Here is a 24427-nt window from a genome sequence, read left to right as displayed (position 1 = left end):
GTAATAGCGAAATGTTCAGTGAGCGTTATAAGTGCGCGATGGTAAGCAAGTGTATCAAAAAATTAACAAAGAATGCTTCATCGCAAAGCTGCGCGGTGGCAGACAGTGGCAATGCCAGTACAAACCAACGGTGTTTACCCGCCAAGGTTTGAGGGACACTAGGGTACCTGTAGAACGGAGCCCCCCATGACGGCCAGTGCTGAGAAATTTACCCGCCAGACCTTGCTCGATGTGCAATCGCTGACCCCCAGCCTGTTTACCCTGCGCACCACCCGCGACGCCGGCTTGCGGTTCACCGCAGGCCAGTTCGTGCGCCTGGGCGTGACCAAGGCGGATGGCAGCACCGTGTGGCGCGCCTATTCCATCGTGTCTTCGCCATTTGACGAGCACCTCGACTTCTTCTCCATCGTGGTTCCTGGCGGCGAGTTCACCAGTGAGCTAAGCCGCTTGAAGGTGGGCGATACCTTGATGGTGGAGCGCCAGGCCACGGGCTACCTGACCCTGAACCGCTTCGTGGATGGGCGCGACTTATGGCTGCTGGGCACCGGGACTGGCGTGGCGCCGTTCCTGTCGATCCTGCAGGATTTTGAGGTGTGGGAAAAATTCGAGCGCATCGTCCTGGTGTACAGCGCTCGCGAGGCCAGGGAGTTGGCGTATCAATCGCTGATCCGGGAGCTGGGCGAACGCGAGTACCTGGCCGAGTTCGCGCACAAGCTCACCTACGTACCCATCGTCACCCGCGAGCAACATCCTGGCGCGCTGAATGGGCGCATTACCACCCTGATCGAGAACGGCGAACTGGAACGCGCCGCCGGCGTCGCGCTCACGCCTGAACACTCTCGCGTGCTGATCTGCGGCAACCCGCAGATGGTCGATGACACGCGTCAGTTGCTCAAACAGCGCGACCTGCAGTTGAGTCTGAGCCGGCGCCCCGGACAGGTGGCGGTGGAAAACTACTGGTAAACAAAAGGCGCCCGCAGGCGCCTCTTTTTGCGAAAACGTTTGGTTTACAGCGGCTTGTCGTTCTGCGCCTTGAGCAGATCGCGGATCTCACCCAGCAGCACTTCTTCTTTGGTCGGCACCGGTGGCAGGCTGGGGGCCTTGGCTTCTTCACGCTTGAGGCGGTTGATGACCTTCACGCCCATGAAGATCGCAAACGCGACGATGAGGAAGTCGACCACGCTCTGGATAAACTTGCCGTAGGCCAGCACCACGGCCGGTGCATCGCCCTGGGCGGCCTTGAGCGTTACCGCCAGGTCGGCGAAGTCCACGCCGCCGATCAACAGGCCCAGGGGAGGCATCACCACGTCGCCCACGAATGAGGACACGATTTTGCCGAAGGCGGCACCGATGATGATACCGACAGCCATGTCGACCACGTTACCTTTGACCGCGAAGGCCTTGAATTCACTGATCACGCTCATAGGTTATTCCTTGTTACACATGAGAAGGGTGGGGCTCAGTGTAAGGCAGTCATAGCGGGCTTGCCCGACACAACTATTAACACTGCGAAGTTTTATCGACACACCAAATCGCAAATAGTTTGCAAAGTGCCACCAATCGCGCGCGAAATACGCGCTATTTGACGGGGTTGCGAGAATAATTTCTCAATCGTCCTGGTGGGCTTTTTCTATTTATCTTCTGACTCGCGGGTCACTAGCCTCTGGCAAGCACAACTGAATGTGCGTTAAAAAAACCAGAGGAAACCTCGATGAATAATTCAACGAACCGTGGGCCCCTATTCGCGCGACATGCGTTGCTGCTGGCTACCGCCAGCCTGCTCTCGCTGTCCGTACAGGCCGCTAACCTCACCCGTGACAATGGTGCCGCCGTGGGCGACAACCAGAACTCCCAGACCGCTGGCCCCAATGGCCCGGTGCTGCTGCAGGACGTGCAACTGATCCAGAAGCTGCAGCGCTTTGACCGCGAACGCATTCCGGAGCGGGTAGTGCACGCGCGGGGCACTGGCGCCCACGGCACCTTCACTGTCACCGACAACCTCAGCGACCTGACCAAAGCCAAGGTATTCGCCGCCGGCGAAGCCACGCCGGTCTTCGTGCGTTTCTCGGCCGTGGTGCATGGCAACCACTCGCCGGAAACCCTGCGTGACCCACGCGGCTTCGCCACCAAGTTCTATACCGCCGAAGGCAACTGGGACCTGGTCGGGAATAACTTCCCCACGTTCTTTATTCGCGACGCCATCAAGTTCCCGGACATGGTCCACGCATTCAAGCCCGACCCGCGTACCAACCTGGATGACGACTCCCGTCGTTTCGACTTCTTCTCCCATGTACCCGAGTCCACCCGTACATTGACCGAGTTGTACTCCGACTCGGGGACTCCGGCCAGTTACCGCGAAATGGACGGCAACGGCGTACATGCCTACAAACTGATTAACGCCAAAGGCGAAGTGCACTACGTCAAGTTCCACTGGAAGAGCCTGCAAGGCATCAAGAACCTTGATCCCAAGCAAGTTACCGATGTGCAGGGGCGTGACTACAGCCATATGACCAATGACCTGGTCACTCATATCAACAAGGGCGATTTCCCCAAGTGGGACTTGTACGTGCAAGTGCTCAAGCCTGAAGACTTGGCCAAGTTCGATTTCGACCCGCTGGATGCCACCAAGATCTGGCCAAACGTACCCGAGCGCAAAGTCGGGCAAATGGTGCTCAACCGCAACCCGGCGAACGTCTTCCAGGAAACCGAGCAGGTGGCCATGGCCCCGGCCAACCTGGTACCGGGCATCGAGCCTTCGGAGGACCGTCTGCTGCAAGGCCGGGTGTTCTCCTATGCCGATACCCAGATGTACCGTCTGGGCGCCAACGCCCTGCAACTGCCGATCAACGCGCCACGGGTGACCGTCAACAACGGTAACCAGGACGGCACGCTCAACAGCGGCAAAACCACCAGCGGCGTGAATTACCAGCCAAGCCGCCTGGAAAATCGCGAAGAGCCGCAAGCCGCGCGTTACAGCCAGTCGGCCCTCACCGGCAGCACCCAGCAGGCGAAGATCCAGCGCGAGCAGAACTTCAAGCAGGCCGGCGACCTGTACCGCTCCTACACCCCCAAAGAGCGCCAGGACCTGATCGACAACTTCGGCGGCTCGCTGGCCACTACCGATGACGAGAGCAAGCACATCATCCTGTCGTTCCTCTACAAGGCAGACCCGGAGTACGGCACCGGCGTGACCAAGGTCGCCAAGGGTGACCTGGCTCGTGTGAAAGCGCTGGCCGAAAAACTCAAAGACTGACCCGCAGGCTGTGGTCGGCGCGCTACAGGGCGCCGACCCTTTGGAGAACACCATGCGTATTTCCATCGGATTACTGATTGCCATGCTGGCCTTTGGCGCCCATGCCGAATCGCCCGACCCGGTCGCGCTCAAGGCGCAGCTTCAGGACTATTACTTCGACGCCGCCCGCCGTGGCGACCTCGACATGCTCAATACTTTCATCGAGTCGGGCTACGCGCTCAATACCCAGGACGACAAGGGCTACACCGCGCTGATCCTGGCCGCCTATCACGGTGAAAGCGCCTACGTTGATCGCCTGCTGGCGGCCGGTGCCGATGCGTGCGTGCAGGACAAGCGCGGCAACACCGCGCTGATGGGGGCAATCTTCAAGGGCGAGCTTAAAATCGCGCAGCGGCTGCTGGCCACCGACTGTAACCCCGACCAGCGCAATGGCGCCGGGCAGACGGCAGCAATGTACGCCGGGTTGTTCAAACGGGTCGAACTGCTCGATGAACTCAAGGCCAAGGGCGCCGATCTCAACGCGCAAGACCCGGTCGGCAACAGTGCGGCACGTTTGGCCAGCGGCGAAATCCGGACCCCGGCGTCGCGCTGAGCTATCATCGCGGTTTTTCGGTTGGAGGTTCTCAAATGGCAAAGGCCAAGCGCATGTACGGCTGCACCGAGTGCGGCGCGACCTTTCCCAAGTGGGCCGGCCAGTGCACCGAGTGCGGGGCGTGGAACACCCTCACGGAAACCATGATCGAGAGCGGCGGCGCTGCGGCCCCCACCGGTCGGGCTGGCTGGACCGGGCAACAGGCGCAGATCAAGACCCTGGCCGAAGTGAGCGTCGAAGAGATTCCGCGTTTCTCCACCGCCTCCGGTGAGCTCGACCGCGTCCTCGGCGGCGGGCTGGTGGACGGCTCGGTGGTGCTGATCGGCGGCGACCCGGGCATCGGTAAATCGACGATCCTGCTGCAAACCCTGTGCAGCATCGCCAGCCGCATGCCGGCGCTGTACGTCACCGGGGAGGAATCCCAGCAGCAGGTCGCCATGCGCGCCCGCCGCCTGGGCCTGCCGCAGGATCAACTGCGGGTGATGACCGAAACCTGCATCGAAAGCATCATCGCCACCGCCCGCATCGAAAAACCCAAGGTGATGGTGATCGACTCGATCCAGACGATTTTCACCGAACAACTGCAATCGGCGCCGGGCGGCGTGTCCCAGGTGCGCGAGAGCGCGGCGCTGCTGGTGCGCTATGCCAAGCAGAGCGGCACGGCGATTTTCCTGGTGGGCCATGTGACCAAGGAGGGCGCATTGGCCGGGCCGCGGGTGTTGGAACATATGGTCGACACCGTGCTGTATTTCGAAGGTGAGTCCGATGGCCGCCTGCGCCTGCTGCGCGCGGTGAAGAACCGTTTCGGCGCCGTCAACGAATTGGGCGTGTTCGCCATGACGGACCGGGGGCTCAAGGAAGTCTCCAATCCCTCGGCGATTTTTCTCACGCGCGCCCAGGAAGAAGTCCCGGGCAGCGTGGTCATGGCAACCTGGGAAGGCACCCGGCCGATGCTGGTGGAAGTGCAGGCGCTGGTAGACGACAGCCACTTGGCCAACCCGCGCCGCGTCACCCTCGGTCTGGACCAGAATCGCCTGGCAATGCTGCTGGCGGTACTGCACCGCCACGGCGGCATTCCCACCCACGACCAGGACGTGTTCCTCAATGTGGTGGGCGGGGTCAAGGTACTGGAGACCGCCTCCGACCTGGCCTTGATGGCCGCAGTGATGTCCAGCCTGCGCAATCGGCCATTGCCCCATGACCTGCTGGTGTTTGGCGAGGTGGGCCTGTCGGGCGAAGTACGGCCGGTGCCCAGTGGACAGGAGCGCTTGAAGGAAGCGGCCAAGCATGGCTTCAAGCGGGCGATTGTGCCCAAGGGCAATGCACCGAAGGAATCGCCGCCGGGCATACAGATTATCGGGGTGACACGCCTGGAGCAGGCGCTGGATGCACTGTTCGAATAACCCACTGTAAGACCAGCGAGGCGACACCGTCCCTGTGGCAAGCCCTGATGCCGTTCAGTTAAGGAAAATGTGTGGGCTTATTGTGGCGAGCGGGCTTGCCCCGCGTTGGGGTGCGAAGCGCCCCCAATCCAGCAAAGCGCGGTGTACCTGATACGGCTCAGCGCCTGGTTGTGGGGCTGCTGCGCAGCCCAACGCAGGACAAGCCTGCTCGCCACAACAAGCACAATTGATGCGTGTCGGTTGCTAGAGCTCCAGCAGGGCGGCCAGCTCTCGGTGCAGTTCTTCTTCGTCCCCAAGGTTCAGCTCGATCAACCGCCGCAAATGGCTGATCGAGTCCAGGTCGATGTGTTCGCACACAAACCCCAATTGGCCGTGATCGTCATGGGTCAGCCGGACCTGCATGCGCACGTCGGTCTCGGCATCCAGATGGATGTCCACGTCAAAGGGGTCAGCGCCATTGCCAAGCCAGGGCGTCGGGCGCTGTATCAGCAGGCCCTTGAGCGATAAATCCACCAGTTGCACCGGCCATTCCTGCCCGTTTTGCTGAAGTTCAGTCCTGGCGTCAAACGCGATTCGGCGAAAGCGGCGGCGGTCGGAGGCGTGCTCGGTCATGGTTAAACTCTCTGTGAATGCGGAGATTGTAGCCCCCGCTATCATTGGGCGGGTATTTCTGCTTTTTTGCCATCGCAAGGCTCTAGACCAACGTGGGGGGTGGCCTTTAAGGCAAGGAGCGCTAAACTCCGGATGGCTGTCTTTCTGTCCACCCTGGCTGGAATATAAAAATGAAAAATAATAATAGCCTGCTACGCCACCTGCCCTGGCTGGTGCTGGCAGTTGTAGGAGCATGCGCCCTGGGCGTAGTGGCCTTGCGCCGTGGCGAGGCGATCAACGCCTTGTGGATTGTGGTCGCAGCCGTGGCCATCTATCTGGTTGCGTACCGTTACTACAGTCTGTTCATCGCTAACAACGTGATGCAACTCGACCCGCGTCGGGCCACGCCCGCAGTGGTCAACAACGATGGTCTGGACTATGTGCCGACCAACAAACACATCCTGTTCGGCCACCACTTTGCGGCGATTGCCGGTGCAGGCCCGCTGGTCGGTCCGGTACTGGCGGCGCAGATGGGCTACCTGCCCGGCACGTTGTGGCTGATTGCCGGCGTGGTGCTGGCAGGTGCAGTGCAGGACTTCATGGTCCTGTTCCTGTCCACCCGCCGTAACGGCCGCTCCCTGGGCGACATGGTGCGCGAGGAGATGGGCCGCATTCCCGGCACCATCGCGCTGTTCGGCTGCTTCCTGATCATGATCATCATCCTGGCGGTGCTGGCGCTGATCGTGGTCAAGGCCCTGGCCGAGAGCCCGTGGGGCATCTTCACGGTGATGGCGACCATCCCGATTGCGATGTTCATGGGCATCTACATGCGTTACATCCGCCCCGGTCGCATCGGTGAAATTTCGATCATCGGCGTGGTGCTGCTGCTCGGTTCGATCTGGCTGGGCGGGCAGATTGCCGCCGACCCGGTCTGGGCCAAGGCCTTTACGTTCACCGGTATCCAGATCACCTGGATGCTGATCGGCTACGGTTTCGTCGCAGCGGTACTGCCGGTGTGGCTGATTCTCGCACCGCGTGACTACCTGTCCACCTTCCTCAAGATCGGCACCATCATTGCGCTGGCAATCGGCATCCTGGTGACCATGCCCGACCTGAAAATGCCGGCACTCACCCAGTTCATCGACGGCACCGGCCCGGTGTGGAAGGGCGGCCTGTTCCCGTTCCTGTTCATCACCATCGCCTGTGGCGCGGTTTCGGGGTTCCACGCGCTGATCTCCTCGGGCACCACGCCCAAGCTGCTCGCCAGTGAAAGTCACGCCCGTTACATCGGGTACGGCGGCATGCTGATGGAGTCGTTCGTGGCCATCATGGCGATGGTCGCCGCTTCGGTGATCGAGCCGGGTGTGTACTTCGCCATGAACAGCCCGGCCGCGATTGTCGGCACCGACGTGGTGACCGTGGCGCAGACCGTCAGCAGTTGGGGGTTTGCAATCACCCCCGAAGCGCTGTCGGCCGTGGCCCATGACATCGGTGAAACCACCATCCTGGCGCGTGCCGGCGGTGCACCGACCCTGGCCGTGGGGATCGCGCAGATCCTGCACAGTGTGCTGCCGGGTGAAAACACCATGGCGTTCTGGTACCACTTTGCGATCCTGTTCGAAGCACTGTTCATCCTGACCGCAGTGGACGCCGGCACCCGTGCCGGGCGCTTCATGCTGCAGGACCTGCTGGGCTCCTTCGTGCCGGCGCTTAAACGCACCGAGTCCTGGACCGCCAACCTGATTGCCACCGCAGGCTGCGTGGCGATGTGGGGCTACCTGCTGTACCAGGGCGTGATCGACCCGCTGGGTGGCATCAACACCTTGTGGCCGCTGTTCGGCATCTCCAACCAGATGCTCGCGGGTATCGCGCTGATGCTGGCGACGGTGGTGCTGATCAAAATGAAGCGCCAGCGCTACATCTGGGTGACCATGCTGCCGGCGGTGTGGCTGCTGATCTGCACCACCACGGCGGGCTTTATCAAGCTGTTCGACGCCAACCCTGCGATCGGTTTCCTGTCCCTGGCCAAGAAATACAGCGATGCCCTGGCCAACGGTCAGATCCTCGCACCGGCCAAGAGCATCGACCAGATGCAGCACGTGATCTGGAATGCCTATACCAACGCAACGCTGACGGCGCTGTTCCTGTTCGTGGTGTTCAGCATCCTGTTCTATGCGCTCAAGGTTGGCGTGGCCGCCTGGGGTAACAAGGAACGTACGGATAAAGAAGCACCGTTCCAGGCCGTACCAGACGCCTAAACGAGGATTGCAAACATGTTCAATGACATCAGTCGCCTCGGTAAATACCTCGGTCAGGCCGCGCGCCTGATGGTCGGCATGCCCGACTACGACACCTACGTCGAGCATATGCAAACCAAACACCCGGACAAGCCGATGATGGACTACAAGGCGTTCTTTCGTGAACGCCAGGAGGCCCGTTACGGCGGCAAGGGTGGGCCCAAGTGCTGCTGACCCGGTAAGTTAGGCTTGCAGTGATCCCGTGTGGGAGCGGGCTTGTGTGGGAGCTGGCTTGCCTGCGATAGCAGCACCGCGGTGTAGCTGATACACCGCGGTGCCTGCATCGCGGGCAAGCCCGGCTCCCACATAGGTCTGCTCCCACATTTGTTTCTGTGTTCCTTCAATAATAAGGAGAATTTTTTGTCCTCTCCCATTCCCGTCACCGTGCTCAGCGGTTTCCTCGGCGCCGGCAAGACCACCTTGCTGCGCCATCTACTCAAGGCCGAACACGGCCTTAAAATCGCCGTGATCGAAAACGAATTCAGTGATGCCGGCATCGATACCCAGCTGTTGGGCGCCGAGCCGGTGCAAGTCATGACCCTGTCCAACGGCTGCGTGTGCTGCACCATCCACACCGACCTGACCAAGGCCCTCTACCTGTTGCTCGAACGCCTGGACAGCGGCGAGATCGCCTTCGACCGCCTGGTGATCGAGTGCACGGGCCTTGCCGACCCCGCGCCGGTGGCCCAGACCTTCTTCATCGACGAGGACTTGCGTGAGCGCTACATCCTTGACGGCATCATCACCCTGGTGGACGCCGCCCACGCCGAGCATCACCTGACCCAGACCATCGCCCAGGCGCAGATCGGCTTTGCCGACCGACTGCTGGTGAGCAAGCGCGACCTGGTGGACGACGCCACGTTCGACGCCCTCAGCGAGCGCCTGACCCGCATCAACCGGCGCGCGCCGATTCGGGTGGTTGACCACGGCAAAATCGACCTGGCCGAGTTGCTCGATGTACGCGGTTTCAACCTCAACGCCGGCATGAGCCTGCGGCCGGTGAGCAAGGCGCCGTCCATTGACCGTATTTCCAGCCTGGTGCTGCGCACTGATCAGCCGCTGGATATCGACCGGCTCAGTGAGTTCATGAACGAGCTGCTCGAAGACCACGGCAAGCAACTGCTGCGCTACAAGGGCGTTCTGAACATTGCCGGCGAAGACCGACGCATGGTGTTTCAGGGCGTGCTGAAGTTGTACGGCTTCGATTGGGATACCGAGTGGGTCGAAGGCGAGGTGCGCGAGAGCGTGATTGTGTTTATTGCCGATGAGCTCCCGGAGCAGAAAATTCGCGACGGCTTTGCCAAGGTTTATCAATCTTGAATTGAAATACAGTGTTTTCAGGCATAAAAAAGCCCGGCTCCAGAGCCGGGCTTCTTGTTCAAGCAACTGCAATCAAGCGCCGTACACCGGCAGCTTCTTGCAGATGGCCTTAACCTTCTCACGTACAGAATCAATCACTGCTTCGTTGTTCATGTCCGCCAGGATGTCGCAGATCCAGCCGGCCAGTTCCTTGCACTCTGCTTCCTTGAAGCCACGGGTGGTCACAGCCGGTGTACCGAAGCGCAGGCCGGAGGTGACGAACGGCGAACGTGGGTCGTTCGGCACGGAGTTCTTGTTCACGGTGATGAAGGCTTTGCCCAGCGCGGCGTCAGCGTCCTTACCGGAAATGTCCTGCTTGATCAGCGACAGCAGGAACAGGTGGTTTTCAGTGCCGCCGGACACCACGTCAAACCCGCGCTCGATGAACACGCCAGCCATGGCCTTGGCGTTTTTCACCACTTGCTGCTGGTAGGTCTTGAACTCAGGCTGCAAGGCTTCCTTGAAGCAAATCGCCTTGGCCGCGATCACGTGCTCCAGCGGGCCGCCCTGGGCGCCCGGGAATACGGCGGAGTTCAGCTTCTTTTCGATTTCGGCGTTGGCGCGCGCCAGGATCAGGCCGCCCCGTGGACCGCGCAGGGTTTTGTGGGTAGTGGTGGTGACCACGTCAGCGAAAGGTACCGGGTTCGGGTAGACGCCAGCGGCGACCAGACCGGCCACGTGGGCCATGTCGACGAACAGGTAGGCGCCGACTTTGTCAGCGATGGCGCGAAAACGTGGGAAATCCAGGATCTGCGAGTAGGCAGAGAAGCCGGCCACGATCATTTTCGGCTTGTGCTCAACGGCCAGGCGTTCGACTTCGTCGTAGTCGATCAAGCCGTTGGCGTCGATACCGTATTGCACGGCGTTGTACAGCTTGCCGGAGGAGGACACGCTGGCGCCGTGGGTCAGGTGACCGCCGTGGGCCAGGCTCATGCCCAGGATGGTGTCGCCGCCTTGCAGCAGGGCCAGGTACACCGCGCTGTTGGCCTGGGAACCGGCGTGAGGCTGGACGTTGGCGTAATCGGCGCCGAACAGCTCCTTGGCACGATCAATGGCCAGTTGCTCAACCACGTCGACGTACTCGCAACCACCGTAGTAGCGCTTGCCCGGATAGCCTTCGGCGTACTTGTTGGTCAGTACCGAACCTTGAGCTTCCATCACCGCAGGGCTGGTGTAGTTTTCCGAAGCGATCAGCTCGATGTGCTCTTCCTGGCGCACGGCTTCTTGCTCCATGGCGGCGAAGAGATCGGCGTCGTACTTGGCAATAGTCAAATCACGGCTGAACATGGCAGTCCTCAAGGATCGGGGGCAGAAAAGGAGGGCATTCTAACCCAATGGGTTTTGGATGGCATATGAAAGGACATCATGTCGCGCACAAGCGGGGCTCATCTGGGGATAAGCGGCGCCAGGGCCGGCCCTATCGCGGGCAAGCCCGGCTCCCACATTTTGATCTGTGAACCCAATCAAAGGTGGGAGCTGGCTAGCCTGCGATGAGGCCATCCGCCCCAGCAAAAAAACTCAGTCGAACATGAACAGCGCATCATTGCTGAACTGCGCCTCGAACCGATTCGCCGGCATCGGCCGTCCGAACAGGTAACCCTGCACCTCATCGCAACCATGTTCCCTGAGGAAATCCAGCTGCTCGTGGGTCTCCACGCCTTCGGCGATCACCGCGAGGTTGAGGCTGTGGGCCATGGCAATAATGGCGCGGGCGATCTGCGCGTCCTGCTCGCCGGACGGCAGGCCGTCGACGAACGTGCGGTCGATCTTCAACACGTCGATGGGGAACTGCTTGAGGTAATTGAGCGAGGAATAGCCGGTGCCGAAATCGTCCACCGCAATGCTCAAACCCAGGTTTTTCAGGCTGGCGAGGATTTGCATGGCTTCGTTGACCTCGCGCATCAGGATGCTTTCGGTCAGCTCCAGCTCCAGGCACGCGGGCGGCAGGCCGGTGTCCTTGAGGATGGTGGCGATGCGCGTGCCCAACTGGCCATCGGAGAACTGCCGCGCCGAGATGTTCACCGAGACTTTCGGCACGCGCACCTTGTTCTGGTGCCAGGTTTTCAACTGGCGACAGGCCTCGCTGAGCACCCAGTCGCCCACGTCCACCACCAGCCCCAGCTCTTCCAGCACCGGAATGAAGTCCCCCGGCGGCACCAGGCCACGGCGCGGGTGCCGCCAGCGCAGCAGCGCCTCGGCGCCGGTCAGGCGTTTGCCGTCGCCGCTGAACTGCGGCTGGTAATACAGCACGAATTCGTCCTGCTCCAGCGCGTGGCGCAGGTCGCTTTCCAGCTCCAGGCGCTCCAGCGCGCTGGCGTTCATGTCGGCTTGGTAGAACTGGAAATTGTTCTTGCCGCGTTCCTTGGCGTGATACATCGCGGTGTCGGCGTTTTTCATCAGCTGGCTCAGCTCATTGCCGTCCTGCGGGCTCAAGGCAATGCCGATACTGGCGGTCACGAAAAACTCGCGGCCTTCCAGCACAAAGGGTTTTACCAGGCTGGCGAGGATTTGCTCGGCCACGTGGATCGCCCGGTTCAGTGCCAGTTCGCGGCTGGCCCCCGGTTGCAGGAGCAAGGTGAACTCGTCGCCGCCCATGCGTGCCACGGTGTCGTCCTCGGCCACGCAGCCGAGCAGGCGGATAGCCATTTCCTTGAGCATGCGGTCGCCGGCGGCGTGCCCGAGGGAGTCGTTGATCGGCTTGAAGCGGTCGAGGTCGAGGAACATCAGCACCACCCACGACTTTTGCCGCTCGGCCGACTGCAACGCGGTGTGCAGGCGGTCCTGGAACAGCGTGCGGTTGGGCAGGTGGGTCAGGGCGTCGTAATACGCCAGGCGGTGGATGCGCTGTTCGCTGGCCTTGCGCTCGCTGATATCGCTGAAGAAGCACACATAGCTGGCCAGGTCGCCTTCGTCGTCGAACACGGCGGTAATGCCCACCCAGGCCGGGTAATGCTCACCGTTGCGCCGCTTGAGCCACACTTCGCCTTCCCAGGTGCTGTGCTGGTGCAACTGCTTGAGCACGTAGCGCAGGTGAGCTTCCTGTTGTTCGTCCACGGTAAGCATGTTCGGCAACTGGTCGAGCACATCCGTCACGGCATAGCCGCTGACCCGGCTGAACGCCTCGTTGGCCTGCACGATATAACCGGCCGGGTCGGTGATCAGGATCGCCGAGGTGGAATGCTCGAATACCGTGGCCGCCATGCGCAGGTCTTTCTCGGCGCGGCGTTGCTGGCTGATATCGCGGCCCACGCCGAGGATGCCCTCGAAAGCGCCTTGTTCGTCCCACACAAGCACCAGGCGCATCTCGATCGGTACTTTGCGCCCGTCTGCGCGCAGGCAGTCGAACAGGAACAGTTGGGTGTGAGTCTGTTCACGCAGCACCGCCAGCGCCAGCGGATCTCCGGCTGCGCGTTTGACTTGTTCGAACAGCGCGCTGACGCCGGTCAGTTGCTGTGGGTTGGCGATGATCGACTGCCAGCCGTGCTTGAACACCCAGTCCACGTCATAACCCAGCACCGCATTGACTGATGGGCTGAGGTAGTTGAGAGCCAATTGGCTGTCGGTGGAGCAGATCACGTCGCTGATACTCTCGGCCAGCATGCGGTAGCGTTGTTCGCTGTCACGCAGGGATTCGCTGGCTTCGATCTGGTCGGTAATGTCTTTGGCCACGCCAATGATGCGCGTCACCTGCGCGGTGTTATCGCGGGCCAGGGCCTGTTCGCGGATATCGAAACGCCGCCATTGGTTGTTGCGATGGCGAAAACGCAGCTGGCAGTGCAACTGGGTCGAATAGCCGACCTCACGCTGCTGCTGGCGCTGGTCCTGGTAATGCTCGGCGTCTTCGGGGTGCAGCAGGATCTCCCAGAAATACTCGCCCATCTGCGCAAGCTCTGGCTGGTCGTAGCCCAGGGTATGGCCCAGGTGGTGGTTGCTGAAGATCATGCGCTGGCTGATCACGTCCTGCACATACAGGTGGTCGGGCACGGTGCGCACCACGTCCGACCAGAAGCTTTCGCGTTCCACCAGCGATAGCTCGATCAGCTTGCGGCTGGTAATGTCATTGATGCTGAGGATTACCGACTTGAAGTCGTCCAACTGTTCCGGCAGGCGCATCACCAGCCACAGGTATTGCGGGTTACCGGCGACATCGTTGAGCTGGATCTCCAGCTCCAGCTGTTTTTGCTGGGTCAGCACCGCGTCGAGGACCTGATAGCCAATCGAGGTGGCGTTGTGCGGCGAATCATCGAGCAGGCGCTGCCAGGCCTGGTCGCAGGAGCTGACATTCAATAAACGCACGGCCACCTGGTTGACCTCGGTGATCCGCAGCCCTTTGAGCAATTGCCTGCGCGCTTCGGGATTGTCCTGCAGCCAGGCGCGCAGTTGCTCGCCGGTGCGCAGCTGTGCCTTGTCGAAGAACGCTTTGAGGCTCGACAGGTCGAGCACGCACAGGGCCACGCCGGTGCCTTCGAAAATATCCTGATAGCGGCGCCGGCCTTCATTCACCTGGCGCTGGCGCCGACGCATGTTCAGCAGCACGATCACCGGGATCAGCGAAAATGCCAGGCCCAGCAGGCATTTGCCGATAAACGCCGGCAGCAGTTGTTCGAGCACCGCGCTGCGGTCGAACAGGCCGCGCAGCTGCCAGTCGCTTTTGCTCAATGGCGTGATCAGCACGCTGTTATTCAGCTCGTCCGCGGTCAGGGTGTTGGCGCCCTGCACCGGCATGCCCCCTTCGCGGCTGACCACCTGATGGTTGATGCGGTTTTCGATGGCCCACATCGGCCTTTGACTCTGGCCGTCCTGGCGGGTGAGGTTGGTGAGGTAATCGGGGCCCAGGCGCAGCGCCCAGTACACCCTTGAGCCGCCGCTGGGCTGGTGCAGCAGCAAGTAGATGAGGCTGCCGTCGTTGTTGTTGCTCAGGTAATAGGACTGGCCGTGGCTGCGTTGCACCAGTTCTTCAAGCCATACGCTGTCCTGGCTGTCGGCTGCGCTGTCGCTGATGATCGCGCCGCTGGGGGCGAGCAGGGCGAGGCTGCGCAGCTCGGGCAGGGAGCGTTGCAGGCTGCGCATCAGGGCTTGTTGCTGTTCGCTGTCACGCGGGGGTTCGACCATGGGCAGCAGATTCAGCGCGATTTTTGCGCTCAGCGCCATGTTCAGGCTGATTTGCTCGGCCAGGTCGGCGCTGTAGTCGATGGTGTATTGCTGCTGGTTCTTCTGGTTTTGCTGCAATTGGTCGAACAACTGCCAGAACAACAGCGCGAGCAGCATCAGCACCAGGGTCGCCAATGCGCCTTTTAGGGTGCCGTGCAGGGGCGCTCCCGTTGCCAGATGGGCGGCGCGCAGGGGCGAGGGCGGCGTGACGTTGGACAAGCTGTAATCCTGCGGTTTGGCGGACTGGCGCGCGGCGTGCACTATAAGCCGGACGCCCGAAGGGCGGCTAGCATGCCTTGAGTTGTGGCAAAGTGCCAGCCCTGGCCTGGCTGGACTGACCAAGCGCATTCAGGTAGCTTTGCCGGTTACACGAGGGCGTTCCAGCCCCAGACATTCAGGCTTTTTCCGCTCGCTGGCATTGATCATAGTCAAAGGTCGGCGCCGCGCATGGCCTGGCACGGGCTTCGCCCGCTCAATTCATCAGTCACTGACGCTAGGTTCACCATGGCTCAATACGTCTTCACCATGCATCGGCTGGGAAAAGTTGTTCCGCCGAAGCGGGAAATCCTGAAAAACATTTCGCTGTCCTTCTTCCCCGGCGCCAAGATCGGCGTGCTCGGTCTCAACGGCTCGGGTAAATCCACGCTGTTGAAAATCATGGCCGGCGTCGACACCGAGTTCGAAGGCGAAGCGCGCCCGATGCCGGAACTGAATATCGGTTACCTGCCGCAAGAGCCGATCCTGGACCCGACCAAGACCGTGCGTGAAGTGGTCGAAGAGGCCGTCAGCGTGATCAAGAACGCCCAGGCGCGCCTGGACGAGGTCTACGCGGCTTACGCAGAAGAAGACGCCGACTTCGACAAGCTTGCCGCCGAACAGGCCAAGCTCGAAGCCATCCTGCAGGCCAGCGACGGTCACAACCTGGAACGCCAGCTGGAAGTGGCCGCCGATGCGCTGCGCCTGCCGGCGTGGGACGCCAAGGTCGACGTCCTCTCCGGTGGTGAAAAACGTCGCGTGGCCCTGTGCCGCCTGCTGCTGTCGGCCCCCGACATGCTGCTGCTCGACGAACCGACCAACCACCTGGACGCCGATTCCGTCGCCTGGCTGGAGCATTTCCTGCACGACTTCCCGGGCACCGTGGTTGCGATCACGCACGACCGTTACTTCCTCGACAACGTCGCCGGCTGGATCCTCGAACTCGACCGTGGCGCCGGTATCCCTTACGAGGGTAACTACTCCGGTTGGCTGGAAGCCAAGTCCGACCGTCTGGCCGCCGAATCCAAGCAGCAATCGGCCCACGAAAAAGCCATGAAGGAAGAGCTGGAATGGGTGCGCAAAGGCGCCAAGGCCCGCCAGTCCAAATCCAAGGCGCGTCTGCAACGCTTTGAAGAAATGCAGTCGCAGGAATTCCAGAAGCGCAGCGAAACCAACGAGATCTATATTCCGGCCGGCCCGCGCCTGGGTGACAAGGTCATCGAGTTCAAGAACGTTTCCAAAGGCTATGGCGACCGCGTGTTGATCGACAACCTGTCGTTCTCCATGCCAAAAGGCGCGATCGTCGGCGTTATCGGCGGTAACGGTGCGGGTAAGTCCACCCTGTTCCGCATGCTGATGGGCAAGGAAACGCCGGACTCGGGCAGCATCGAGATCGGCGAAACCGTGCAGCTTGCTTGCGTGGATCAGAGCCGCGACGACCTCGATGGCAGCAAGACCGTGTTCCAGCAGGTGTCCGACGGTTCCGACCAGATTCGCATCGGCAACTATGAAATCCCGTCGCGCACCTATGTGGGCCGTTTCAACTTCAAGGGCGGCGACCAGCAGAAGTTCGTCAAGGACCTGTCCGGTGGTGAGCGCGGTCGCTTGCACCTGGCCCTGACCCTCAAAGAAGGCGGCAACGTGTTGCTGCTCGACGAACCGTCCAACGACCTCGACGTTGAAACCCTGCGTTCGCTGGAAGAAGCCCTGCTGGACTTCCCGGGCGCCGCCATTGTGATCTCTCACGATCGGTGGTTCCTTGACCGCGTCGCCACTCACATCCTGGCGTACGAAGACGATTCTCAGGCGGTGTTCTTCGAAGGCAACTACACCGAGTACGAAGCGGACCGTAAGAAGCGCCTGGGCGATGCGGCTGCGCAGCCGCACCGGGTAAGGCACAAAAAGCTGGCCTGATTCGGGCGGGTGGTTAAAAAAGCGGAGTCCCTTGGGGCTCCGTTTTTTTTTCATCCTGTTGCAGGCTCCAGCTAAGCGTCGGGCTCAATGCGCAACACTTCAATCAACTGATCGCCCACGGGCCGTTTCCACAGCACCTCGTCGCCCACCTGAGCGCCCAGCAGTGCACGACCCAGGGGCGAGCCCCAGTTGATCAGGCCTGCGGTGGCGTCGGCCTGGTCTTCCCCGACCAGTTGAATGCGCTGCTGTTCGTCCTGCTCATTGGCGAAGGTGACCCAGTTGCCGATCTGCACCTTGTCGGTCGACGTGGCTGGTGCAACCACGTGCGCGCTTTGTACGCGCTGGTTGAAGTAGCGCAGGTCGCGCTCCAGGTCAGCCTGACGTTGTTTATCGGCCTGCTCACCCTTGGCGGACTCGGCGCTGTATTCGGCTTGCAGCTGTGCAACTTTGGCCTGCAACTGCGCCAACCCGTGCGCCGTCAGGTGATTGGGCTGTTCGCTGACCTGGCGCTCCACAGGCTGATCGGCCTGGGCGGCGGCATTGTCTTCGTTCACAAAAGCTCGGCTCATGACATTCTCCTCAATGGAGGTTGGGCCCTATGCGCCGTTCGATCGTTCCCGCTCTCTGCGTGGCAGCGATCTATTGGTCGCGGTAGGCCCTGGCGGCGTCGCGGTCTTTCTCCCGCTGCCAGGCGCGCTCGCGGTAGTCCCCGCGGTTGTCTATGTAGTCACGCAGTTCTTCGTGTTCACGCATGGCCTTGCACTGGCGAAAGCCGTCTTCCCAGCCTGCGGCGTATTCCCGCTCTTTCAGGTAGCGCGGTACATTCTTGCGAAACTCCCCGCTGATCACCCCGGCTGCCTGGCGTCCGCTGCTGCAGCCATCATCGAAGCCATCGGCAAAGGCCGGTGGGTATCCGTTGGCGATTAATTCCTGATGAGTTGTCTGGCAACCCGATAACCACAACACCGCGCCCAGCATCACCGCATACCGCCACATGGCGTACTCCCTGGCCGTTTCTCGGCTTATGGGCGCAAGTCTAGTCAGGGATTTGTCGGGGCGGCGTGAAAGGCGGGTGAGAACGCTGTGATATGGACTCTCCACAGTTTAATTTTCATCTGGTTTGGATCAGTGCCCAACGTCCCCAGGCTGTATCTTCGCGAACCACCCCCACACGCCCACGGTCTTGCCGAAGTCCTGGGGTGGGATCACGCGTTGCCGGAGGGTGCGCAGGTAGACGTTGAACATCTTGTCGAAGCCTGTAATCAGCAGAAAACCCAGCGCATAACCGCCGAGGTTTGGGCTCAAGGCGCAGATCAAGGCCCCCGTGGCGATCATCGAATAGCCGACACCGCTCAGCAGCCGCAGGGGCAGCGCCACTCGGGCGAGGAAAAACAGGATGATGATCGTCGTGACCGCTCCCGCAGCCTGCAGACCGGCGTAGCTGTTTTTGCCTGCGCTGTACACACAGCAAGGCCAGATAGACCTGGCTGATAGGCAGGATTTTGATAGGCGAGTATTTGTCGCACAGGGCTCCGCACAACGGAAACGCGAGATAACGTGGCAGCGATTTGACGAAGAAGGCCAGCCCCGCCCAGGCGGCGCTGTTGGTGGTCTGGAATACCACCAGCGGCACGATGAACAGCAGGATTTGATCGGCCAGCCTGGATAGAAACAGCGAGATGAAAAAACGCCAGGTAGTCCTTACGCATCCTGAAACGAAGACGGGGCGACGAAGTTTTTGAGAACCTCCGAAAGCCTCCATGGCGAGCGGGCGTGCCCTAATACCGTTCAGTTAAGCGCAGATTTCCTGTGGCGAGCAGGCTTGTCCTGCGTTGGGCTGCGCAGCAGCCCCAAAACCACGCGCTGAGCCGTATCAGGTACACCGCGTTTTGCTGGATTGGGGGCGCTTCGCACCCCAACGCGGGGCAAGCCCGCTCGCCACAGAGGTCCCATGTGTTGGACTGGTCAGTAGTGGTACCACTTCACTTCCAGCATCACTTCATTCACCGGCGTCGACAGGTGGCTGTACTCGCGCTGGGCGCTCAGGCGCAAGCCCAGGTTGCGGGACAACTCCCACTGCTGGTTCAAGCTGATGCTGCGGCGCACTTCGCCATTGGTGAAGAAGTCGCCCTTGGCCTCCAGGCTGAGGTTGCCCAGCGGGTTTTTCCACAGCACGCCGGTGTTGAAGCCGGCGGCGGGGGAGATGGCCTCGCTGAAGTCGTTGTTGTGTTCCACGCGCACGGTGCCCAGGGCGAAGCCAAGCATGTCGTCGCTCAGTTGCCAGGTGCCGCCGGCGCCGCCATTGACGTGGGCCACCAGGGTTTCGTCGTCGTGTTTACCCGGCACGCGTTCCAGGCCGCCGGTGACTTGCCATGACCAGGGTTGCAGCAGGGCGTTGCGCGGAGTCAGGGAGCGAATGGTGGCCAGGTCCAGTTGCTGCAGTTGCCAGTGATTGCCTTCGTACTGGCGCAGTTTCATCTGCAGGATTTCGATCTGCGCACCCAGAGGGAAACCTTCGGCATTGTCGTTGAGGTCGTGGTAGGCCATGCGCAGGCCGTATTCGCCGAACGCCCTGTCGCCTCGAGTGCCGATACCAGCCTGCCAGGTGCGTGATTCATGACCGTTTTCCGGCAGGCCCGGTGGCGTGATTTTCAGGTCCGGTGCTGGATTCTGGTTGATGGCGCGCAGCAATTCGAAACTGCGCTGGGAGCGCGCGGTGTCGCGCTCCAGACCATTGGCGCGGTAGCGGCCAAGGCGGTAGGCCGCGTCGATGACCAGCGCCTGACGGTCACGCGGGAGCGCCTTGAAAGCCGGTGCCTGCAACTGCTTTTGGTCATCGCTGATCTTCAGCACCCATTGCTGCTCGTCGCTGTCCAGCGGCTTGGCGCGCTCCAGCAGCTCGCGCTCGCGGGACGGGCGATAATCGATCTTCTCCACCAGCCCCGCATCCTTGACCGCCTTGACCGTGTCGGTGGGGATGGCGGTGAGGGGGAATTGCTCGGTCAGGCGCAGGCCGGGGCGGGCCACTTGCAGCAGTTCCAGCAGGCGATAGGAGCAGTTTTCATCGAAAAAGAAGTAGTCGAACTTGATCTGCTTGAGTTCCCACACGTGCTCGACCATGCGCTTGGTCTCGACTTCGGTGAGGTTGAGGCGGTATTCCCACAGGTCGCGGTTTTCGAGGCTGCGGTATTCCGAGAGTTTTTCCTGATACGGCACCAGCGCGAACAGGCCGGGGTAGCCGCCGGCGAGGCCCTTCCAGGCGTAGAGGATGCTGTTGTCAGAACCTTCTATGTAAGCGCCAAAGTTGATCGCGTAGCTGAGCAGCGCGGTCTTGTCCCGTTGCACATCCGCCTGGTCGATACGCAGCAGGGTGTGGCCGAACATCGACGACGGGCTGTTGAGATAGGCCGCCGGGAAAATCATCACCGCGCTGTGGGGCGCGACGTCCTTGAACCACTGAGTGAATTCCTTGCACTCAAGCGCAGGCAGGTCGTTCAGTTGCAACTGCGCCTTGAGCCAGCGAGTGCGCGCTGGGTAAACGCATTGGGCGTGTTTTTCGCCAAGGCTGGCCGGAGCATACAACGCTTCAACGGTGGCCTTGAGCTCGGCATCCGGGTGGTGGGCACCGTCGGCTGCGAGAAAGAATTTATTGTCGCTGACATAGCTGCGCCAGCCTTTGATCTTGCCGGCTTCGTAATGGCCCAAAGATAGCCAGAACGGATCGTTGGCCAGTTGCTGCAAACGTTGATCATCAATATGCGGGGCCGCGTGCAGCGGGGCGCAGGCCAAGAGTGCCAGCCAGGCAAAGCGTTTGAGCATAAGGGCAACTTAAGTCGGAAAAAGTGAGACCCAAAGGGGCGGGGGCCCAAAAATAAGACCCGCGCCTCAAGAGGCGCGGGCAGGTCGAGCTTAAGCCTGGGTAGCGTATTTCGCCAGACGCGAATCACTTTTCAGTACAGCAATGGTGTTGTTGTGCACGTCGTCAGCAGTCACGTCAGCCTTGCTGAAGATCTGCTGGAAGTGCTCGTGGGTCACGGCAGCAAAATGCTCACGATCTTCTGGCGCCACGCCCAGTACCACGGCGTAGGTGGTCAGCGCTTCGCCGTTGCCCTTGGCCATGTCTTCGGACAGCTCGTTCATCATGCCATTCATGGCAATCCAGGACTTGCCGCCGTAGGTCAGGGCGCTGTTGGTGCTGCAACCGTTGGTGCCCGAGGTCATGCCGAAGGTGGCGTTACCCGAGGTGCCGTTGGTGGTGGAAGCCAGGAAGTGGGCTGGTGTGCCGCGCTGGCCTTCGAACAACATGTTGCCCCAACCGCAGTTCGGGCCGCCTGGTGCTTCTGCCATTGCATTGAGGGAGACGACGGTGAAAAGAGTACCAAGAAGGATCCGTTTCATAGCTTTGTTCTCTTTGTGTGCAAACCAATGGACAAGGGTTCAGGCGCTTGATCACGCCCTAGGGGCCAGTTATTAGTCCAACCCGCGCAGTTTGGAGTTTAGGCACGTTCCAAGGGTTCCGTGGGTTTTTATAAAACAATGGCCGCTGTCGCGATTTTTTTGCAGGACGCGTTCGGTGTCTATGCTTTCCCTACGGCTCGCCTTGCCAGAGCGCGCAAGGGGGAGCCAGAATGCCGTTATCTGCCCCGCCTGATGTAAGGAAGCCCGATGCCTGATCCTGTTGCTGCCAGCTTGCGTCTAGCGCCCGAAGCGCTGACTCGCCCTTTCTCCGCTGAACAGTTCAGCTTCTCGACCACCAATGATTTGGAGCCCTTTCGCGGTGTGCTTGGCCAGGAACGTGCAGTTGAAGCCTTGCAGTTCGGTGTGGCCATGCCGCGCCCCGGTTATAACGTGTTTGTCATGGGCGAGCCGGGCACAGGTCGCTTTTCGTTCGTCAAACGCTACCTGAAAGCTGAAGGCAAGCGCCTGCAGACTCCGTCGGACTGGGTTTATGTGAACAACTTCGACGAGCCGCGCGAACCGCGTGCCCTGGAGTTGCCAGGCGGCTGCGCGACGGCGTTCATTGCCGATATCAACGGCTTGGTCGACAACCTCGTGGCGACTTTCCCGGCGGTGTTCGAGCACCCAACGTACCAGCAGCGCAAAAGCGCTATCGACCGCGCGTTCAACCAGCGCTACGACAAGGCTTTGGACGTGATCGAGCGCCTGGCCCTGGAAAAGGACGTTGCGCTGTACCGCGACAGCACCAACATCGCCTTCACCCCGATGCTCGACGGCAAGGCGCTGGACGAGGCCGAGTTCTCGCAGTTGCCGGAGGCGGACCGCGAACGCTTCCACACAGATATTTCCGAACTGGAAGAGCGCCTCAACGAAGAGCTGGCCAGCCTGCCGCAGTGGAAACGTGAGTCGAACAACCAGCTGCGCCAGTTCAACGAAGAAACCATCACCCTGGCCCTGCAACCCTTGCTAGCGCCGTTATCGGAAAAGTACGCCGAGAACGCAGGCGTTTGCGGTTACCTGCAAGCCATGCAGGTGTACCTGCTCAAAACCGTGGTCGAGCAACTGGTGGACGACGCCAAGACCGACGCCCAGGCGCGCAAGCTGCTGGAAGAGCAATACTGCCCGAGTCTGGTGGTGGGTCATGCGGTCAACGGCGGCGCGCCAGTGGTGTTCGAGCCGCATCCGACCTATGACAACCTGTTTGGCCGCATCGAATACAGCACCGACCAGGGCGCGCTCTACACCACGTATCGCCAGTTGCGCCCGGGCGCGCTGCACCGCGCCAATGGCGGTTTCCTGATCCTTGAGGCCGAGAAAATGCTCGGCGAGCCGTTCGTGTGGGATGCGCTCAAGCGGTCGCTGCAATCGCGCAAACTGAAGATGGAGTCGCCCCTGGGCGAACTGGGCCGCCTGGCCACCGTGACCCTCAACCCGCAGATGATTCCGTTGCAGGTCAAGGTGATCATCATCGGTTCGCGGCAGTTGTATTACGCATTGCAGGACGCCGATCCGGACTTCCAGGAGATGTTCCGGGTGCTGGTGGACTTCGACGAAGACATCCCGATGGTCGACGAAAGCCTGGAGCAGTTCGCCCAGTTGCTTAAAACCCGTACGTCGGAAGAAGGCATGGCGCCGCTGACCTCGGACGCAGTGGCGCGGTTGGCCACTTACAGCGCGCGACTGGCGGAACACCAGGGGCGCTTGTCGGCGCGCATCGGTGATTTGTTCCAGTTGGTGAGCGAGGCGGATTTTATTCGCCACCTGGCGGGTGACGAGATGACCGATGCCGGGCATATCGAGCGCGCGCTCAAGGCCAAGGCCACGCGCACGGGACGGGTCTCGGCGCGGATTCTGGATGACATGCTCGCCGGGGTGATCCTGATCGACACGGCCGGCGCTGCGGTGGGCAAGTGCAACGGCCTGACGGTGCTGGAAGTCGGCGACTCGGCGTTCGGCGTGCCGGCGCGGATTTCCGCCACGGTGTACCCGGGCGGCAGCGGCATTGTCGACATTGAGCGCGAGGTTAACCTCGGGCAGCCGATTCACTCCAAGGGTGTGATGATCCTCACCGGTTACCTGGGCAGCCGGTATGCCCAGGAATTCCCGCTGGCGATCTCCGCGAGCATCGCGCTGGAGCAGTCCTACGGTTATGTGGACGGTGACAGTGCGTCCCTCGGCGAGGCGTGCACGTTGATCTCTGCGCTGTCGAAAACGCCGCTCAAACAGTGCTTTGCCATCACCGGTTCGATCAACCAGTTTGGTGAAGTGCAGGCGGTGGGCGGGGTCAACGAGAAGATCGAGGGCTTCTTCCGCCTCTGTGAGGCGCGCGGGCTGACCGGTGAGCAGGGCGCGATCATTCCCAAGGCCAATGTGGCCACGCTGATGCTGGATGAGAAAGTGCTGCAGGCCGTGCGCGCCGGGCAGTTTCACATCTACGCGGTGCGCCAGGCGGATGAAGCGCTGAGCCTGCTGGTGGGCGAGGATGCCGGCGAGCCTGACGACGAAGGGCAGTTCCCCGAAGGCACGGTGAATGCGCGGGTGGTGGAGCGCTTGCGTGCGATTGCCGAGATGATCAGCGAGGAAGACCTGAAAGAGGCGGAGAAGGAGCTGGCGCAGTTGGCGTTGGCCGAGGCCAAACCGACCTGACACTGAGCAGCCAATGAGGGAGGGGGCAGCCCCCTCTTCTCAAATACACACTAATTTTTTGAGTTTAAAAGACTGAAATTTCAGGCAGCCACCTCCCCGTGGCGACAAGGCTTCTTGTGGCGAGCTGGCTTGCCCCGCGTTGGGCTGCGCAGCAGCCCCAAAACCAGGCTCTGCGCAGTGTCAGGTACACCGCGTTTGTCTTGATTGGGGGCGCTTCACACCCCACGCGGGGCAAGCCCCAACGCCGTTCAGTTAAGCGCAGATTCCCTGTGGCGAGCAGGCTTGTCCTGCGTTGGGCTGCGCAGCAGCCCCAAAACCAGGCTCTGCGCAGTGTCAGGTACACCGCGTTGTCTTGATTGGGGGCGCTTCGCACCCCAACGCGGGGCAAGCCCGCTCGCCACAAAGGTTCCAGTTTGCTGCGAGAGGTTAAATTCTGAGTTAAACCAGCCTACCGAAGGGCGCCGCCATGCCGCGCAACCTTTGCCTTACCCGTCAAGGCCTGAGCCGC

Annotated in this window: 17 protein-coding genes and 1 pseudogene; 9 read left to right on the top strand and 9 right to left on the bottom strand. The window is 61.2% G+C overall.

Annotated elements, in window-relative coordinates; genetic code table 11:
- Positions 1 to 186: 186 nt before the first annotated feature.
- A complete protein-coding gene (locus tag H045_RS17150; protein ID WP_003235149.1) occupies positions 187 to 963 on the top strand; it encodes a ferredoxin--NADP reductase in 777 nt (258 codons plus the stop codon).
- A gap of 44 nt (positions 964 to 1007) precedes the next feature.
- On the opposite strand, the gene mscL is transcribed toward H045_RS17150, so the two are convergent.
- Entirely contained in the window at positions 1008 to 1424 is a 417-nt protein-coding gene (gene mscL / locus H045_RS17145) for a large-conductance mechanosensitive channel protein MscL (RefSeq protein ID WP_003235148.1), read from the bottom strand.
- Between the two features lie 287 nt (positions 1425 to 1711).
- Here mscL and H045_RS17140 point away from each other — a divergent pair, with 287 nt between their 5' ends.
- The 3 genes from H045_RS17140 to radA are packed head-to-tail and all read left to right on the top strand — an operon-like array spanning position 1712 to position 5248.
- Positions 1712 to 3253, top strand: coding sequence for a catalase (locus tag H045_RS17140; protein ID WP_003235147.1), 1542 nt, complete (start codon positions 1712 to 1714; stop codon positions 3251 to 3253).
- A gap of 52 nt (positions 3254 to 3305) precedes the next feature.
- Positions 3306 to 3845 (top strand): ankyrin repeat domain-containing protein, encoded by a 540-nt coding sequence (locus tag H045_RS17135; protein WP_003235146.1) that lies wholly within the window; start codon positions 3306 to 3308, stop codon positions 3843 to 3845.
- Positions 3846 to 3880: 35 nt separating this feature from the next.
- Positions 3881 to 5248, top strand: coding sequence for a DNA repair protein RadA (gene radA, locus H045_RS17130; protein ID WP_003235145.1), 1368 nt, complete (start codon positions 3881 to 3883; stop codon positions 5246 to 5248).
- A 243-nt stretch (positions 5249 to 5491) separates the two neighbouring features.
- Here radA and H045_RS17125 read toward each other — a convergent pair whose 3' ends face one another.
- On the bottom strand, positions 5492 to 5860 hold the full coding sequence (locus H045_RS17125; RefSeq protein ID WP_003235144.1) for a PilZ domain-containing protein: 369 nt from the start codon (positions 5858 to 5860) through the stop codon (positions 5492 to 5494).
- 170 nt (positions 5861 to 6030) lie between these two features.
- On the opposite strand from H045_RS17125, the gene H045_RS17120 reads away from it, so the two are divergent.
- The 3 genes from H045_RS17120 to yjiA all read left to right on the top strand — a co-directional run bounded on the left by H045_RS17120 (position 6031) and on the right by yjiA (position 9456).
- A complete protein-coding gene (locus tag H045_RS17120) occupies positions 6031 to 8097 on the top strand; it encodes a carbon starvation CstA family protein (protein ID WP_003235143.1) in 2067 nt (688 codons plus the stop codon).
- Positions 8098 to 8112: 15 nt separating this feature from the next.
- Entirely contained in the window at positions 8113 to 8310 is a 198-nt protein-coding gene (locus H045_RS17115) for a YbdD/YjiX family protein (RefSeq protein WP_003176208.1), read from the top strand.
- A gap of 186 nt (positions 8311 to 8496) precedes the next feature.
- Complete coding sequence (yjiA, locus tag H045_RS17110) at positions 8497 to 9456, top strand: GTPase (protein WP_015372997.1); 960 nt, start codon at positions 8497 to 8499, stop codon at positions 9454 to 9456.
- A gap of 72 nt (positions 9457 to 9528) precedes the next feature.
- On the opposite strand, the gene glyA is transcribed toward yjiA, so the two are convergent.
- On the bottom strand, positions 9529 to 10782 hold the full coding sequence (gene glyA, locus H045_RS17105; RefSeq protein WP_015372996.1) for a serine hydroxymethyltransferase: 1254 nt from the start codon (positions 10780 to 10782) through the stop codon (positions 9529 to 9531).
- Positions 10783 to 11013: 231 nt separating this feature from the next.
- On the bottom strand, positions 11014 to 14865 hold the full coding sequence (locus H045_RS17100; protein ID WP_015372995.1) for a bifunctional diguanylate cyclase/phosphodiesterase: 3852 nt from the start codon (positions 14863 to 14865) through the stop codon (positions 11014 to 11016).
- A gap of 285 nt (positions 14866 to 15150) precedes the next feature.
- On the opposite strand from H045_RS17100, the gene ettA reads away from it, so the two are divergent.
- Complete coding sequence (gene ettA / locus H045_RS17095; protein WP_003235139.1) at positions 15151 to 16815, top strand: energy-dependent translational throttle protein EttA; 1665 nt, start codon at positions 15151 to 15153, stop codon at positions 16813 to 16815.
- A 71-nt stretch (positions 16816 to 16886) separates the two neighbouring features.
- Here ettA and H045_RS17090 read toward each other — a convergent pair whose 3' ends face one another.
- The 5 genes and pseudogenes from H045_RS17090 to H045_RS17070 form a co-directional block, all read right to left on the bottom strand.
- A complete protein-coding gene (locus tag H045_RS17090; protein WP_015372994.1) occupies positions 16887 to 17384 on the bottom strand; it encodes a GreA/GreB family elongation factor in 498 nt (165 codons plus the stop codon).
- A 70-nt stretch (positions 17385 to 17454) separates the two neighbouring features.
- The gene (locus H045_RS17085; RefSeq protein WP_015372993.1) at positions 17455 to 17811 is read right to left on the bottom strand and encodes a hypothetical protein; all 357 of its coding nucleotides are present in this window, start codon (positions 17809 to 17811) and stop codon (positions 17455 to 17457) included.
- Between the two features lie 174 nt (positions 17812 to 17985).
- Positions 17986 to 18524 (bottom strand): annotated as a pseudogene (locus H045_RS24650) (MFS transporter); the annotation flags it as partial.
- Positions 18525 to 18780: 256 nt separating this feature from the next.
- Entirely contained in the window at positions 18781 to 20634 is a 1854-nt protein-coding gene (locus tag H045_RS17075; RefSeq protein ID WP_015372991.1) for an Lnb N-terminal periplasmic domain-containing protein, read from the bottom strand.
- A 90-nt stretch (positions 20635 to 20724) separates the two neighbouring features.
- Positions 20725 to 21213 carry a DUF3015 domain-containing protein gene (locus H045_RS17070; RefSeq protein ID WP_003235134.1) on the bottom strand — a complete coding sequence of 163 codons (489 nt, stop codon included), beginning with the start codon at positions 21211 to 21213 and terminating at the stop codon, positions 20725 to 20727.
- 267 nt (positions 21214 to 21480) lie between these two features.
- On the opposite strand from H045_RS17070, the gene H045_RS17065 reads away from it, so the two are divergent.
- Positions 21481 to 23919 (top strand): Lon protease family protein, encoded by a 2439-nt coding sequence (locus H045_RS17065; protein WP_015372990.1) that lies wholly within the window; start codon positions 21481 to 21483, stop codon positions 23917 to 23919.
- Positions 23920 to 24427 lie beyond the last annotated feature (508 nt).

The sequence above is a fragment of the Pseudomonas poae RE*1-1-14 genome, from assembly GCF_000336465.1.
In the GTDB taxonomy this organism is placed as follows: Bacteria; Pseudomonadota; Gammaproteobacteria; order Pseudomonadales; family Pseudomonadaceae; genus Aquipseudomonas; species Aquipseudomonas poae.
The sequence above is the reverse complement of the archived record's forward strand: the minus strand, read 5'-3'. Positions and strand labels throughout refer to the sequence as shown.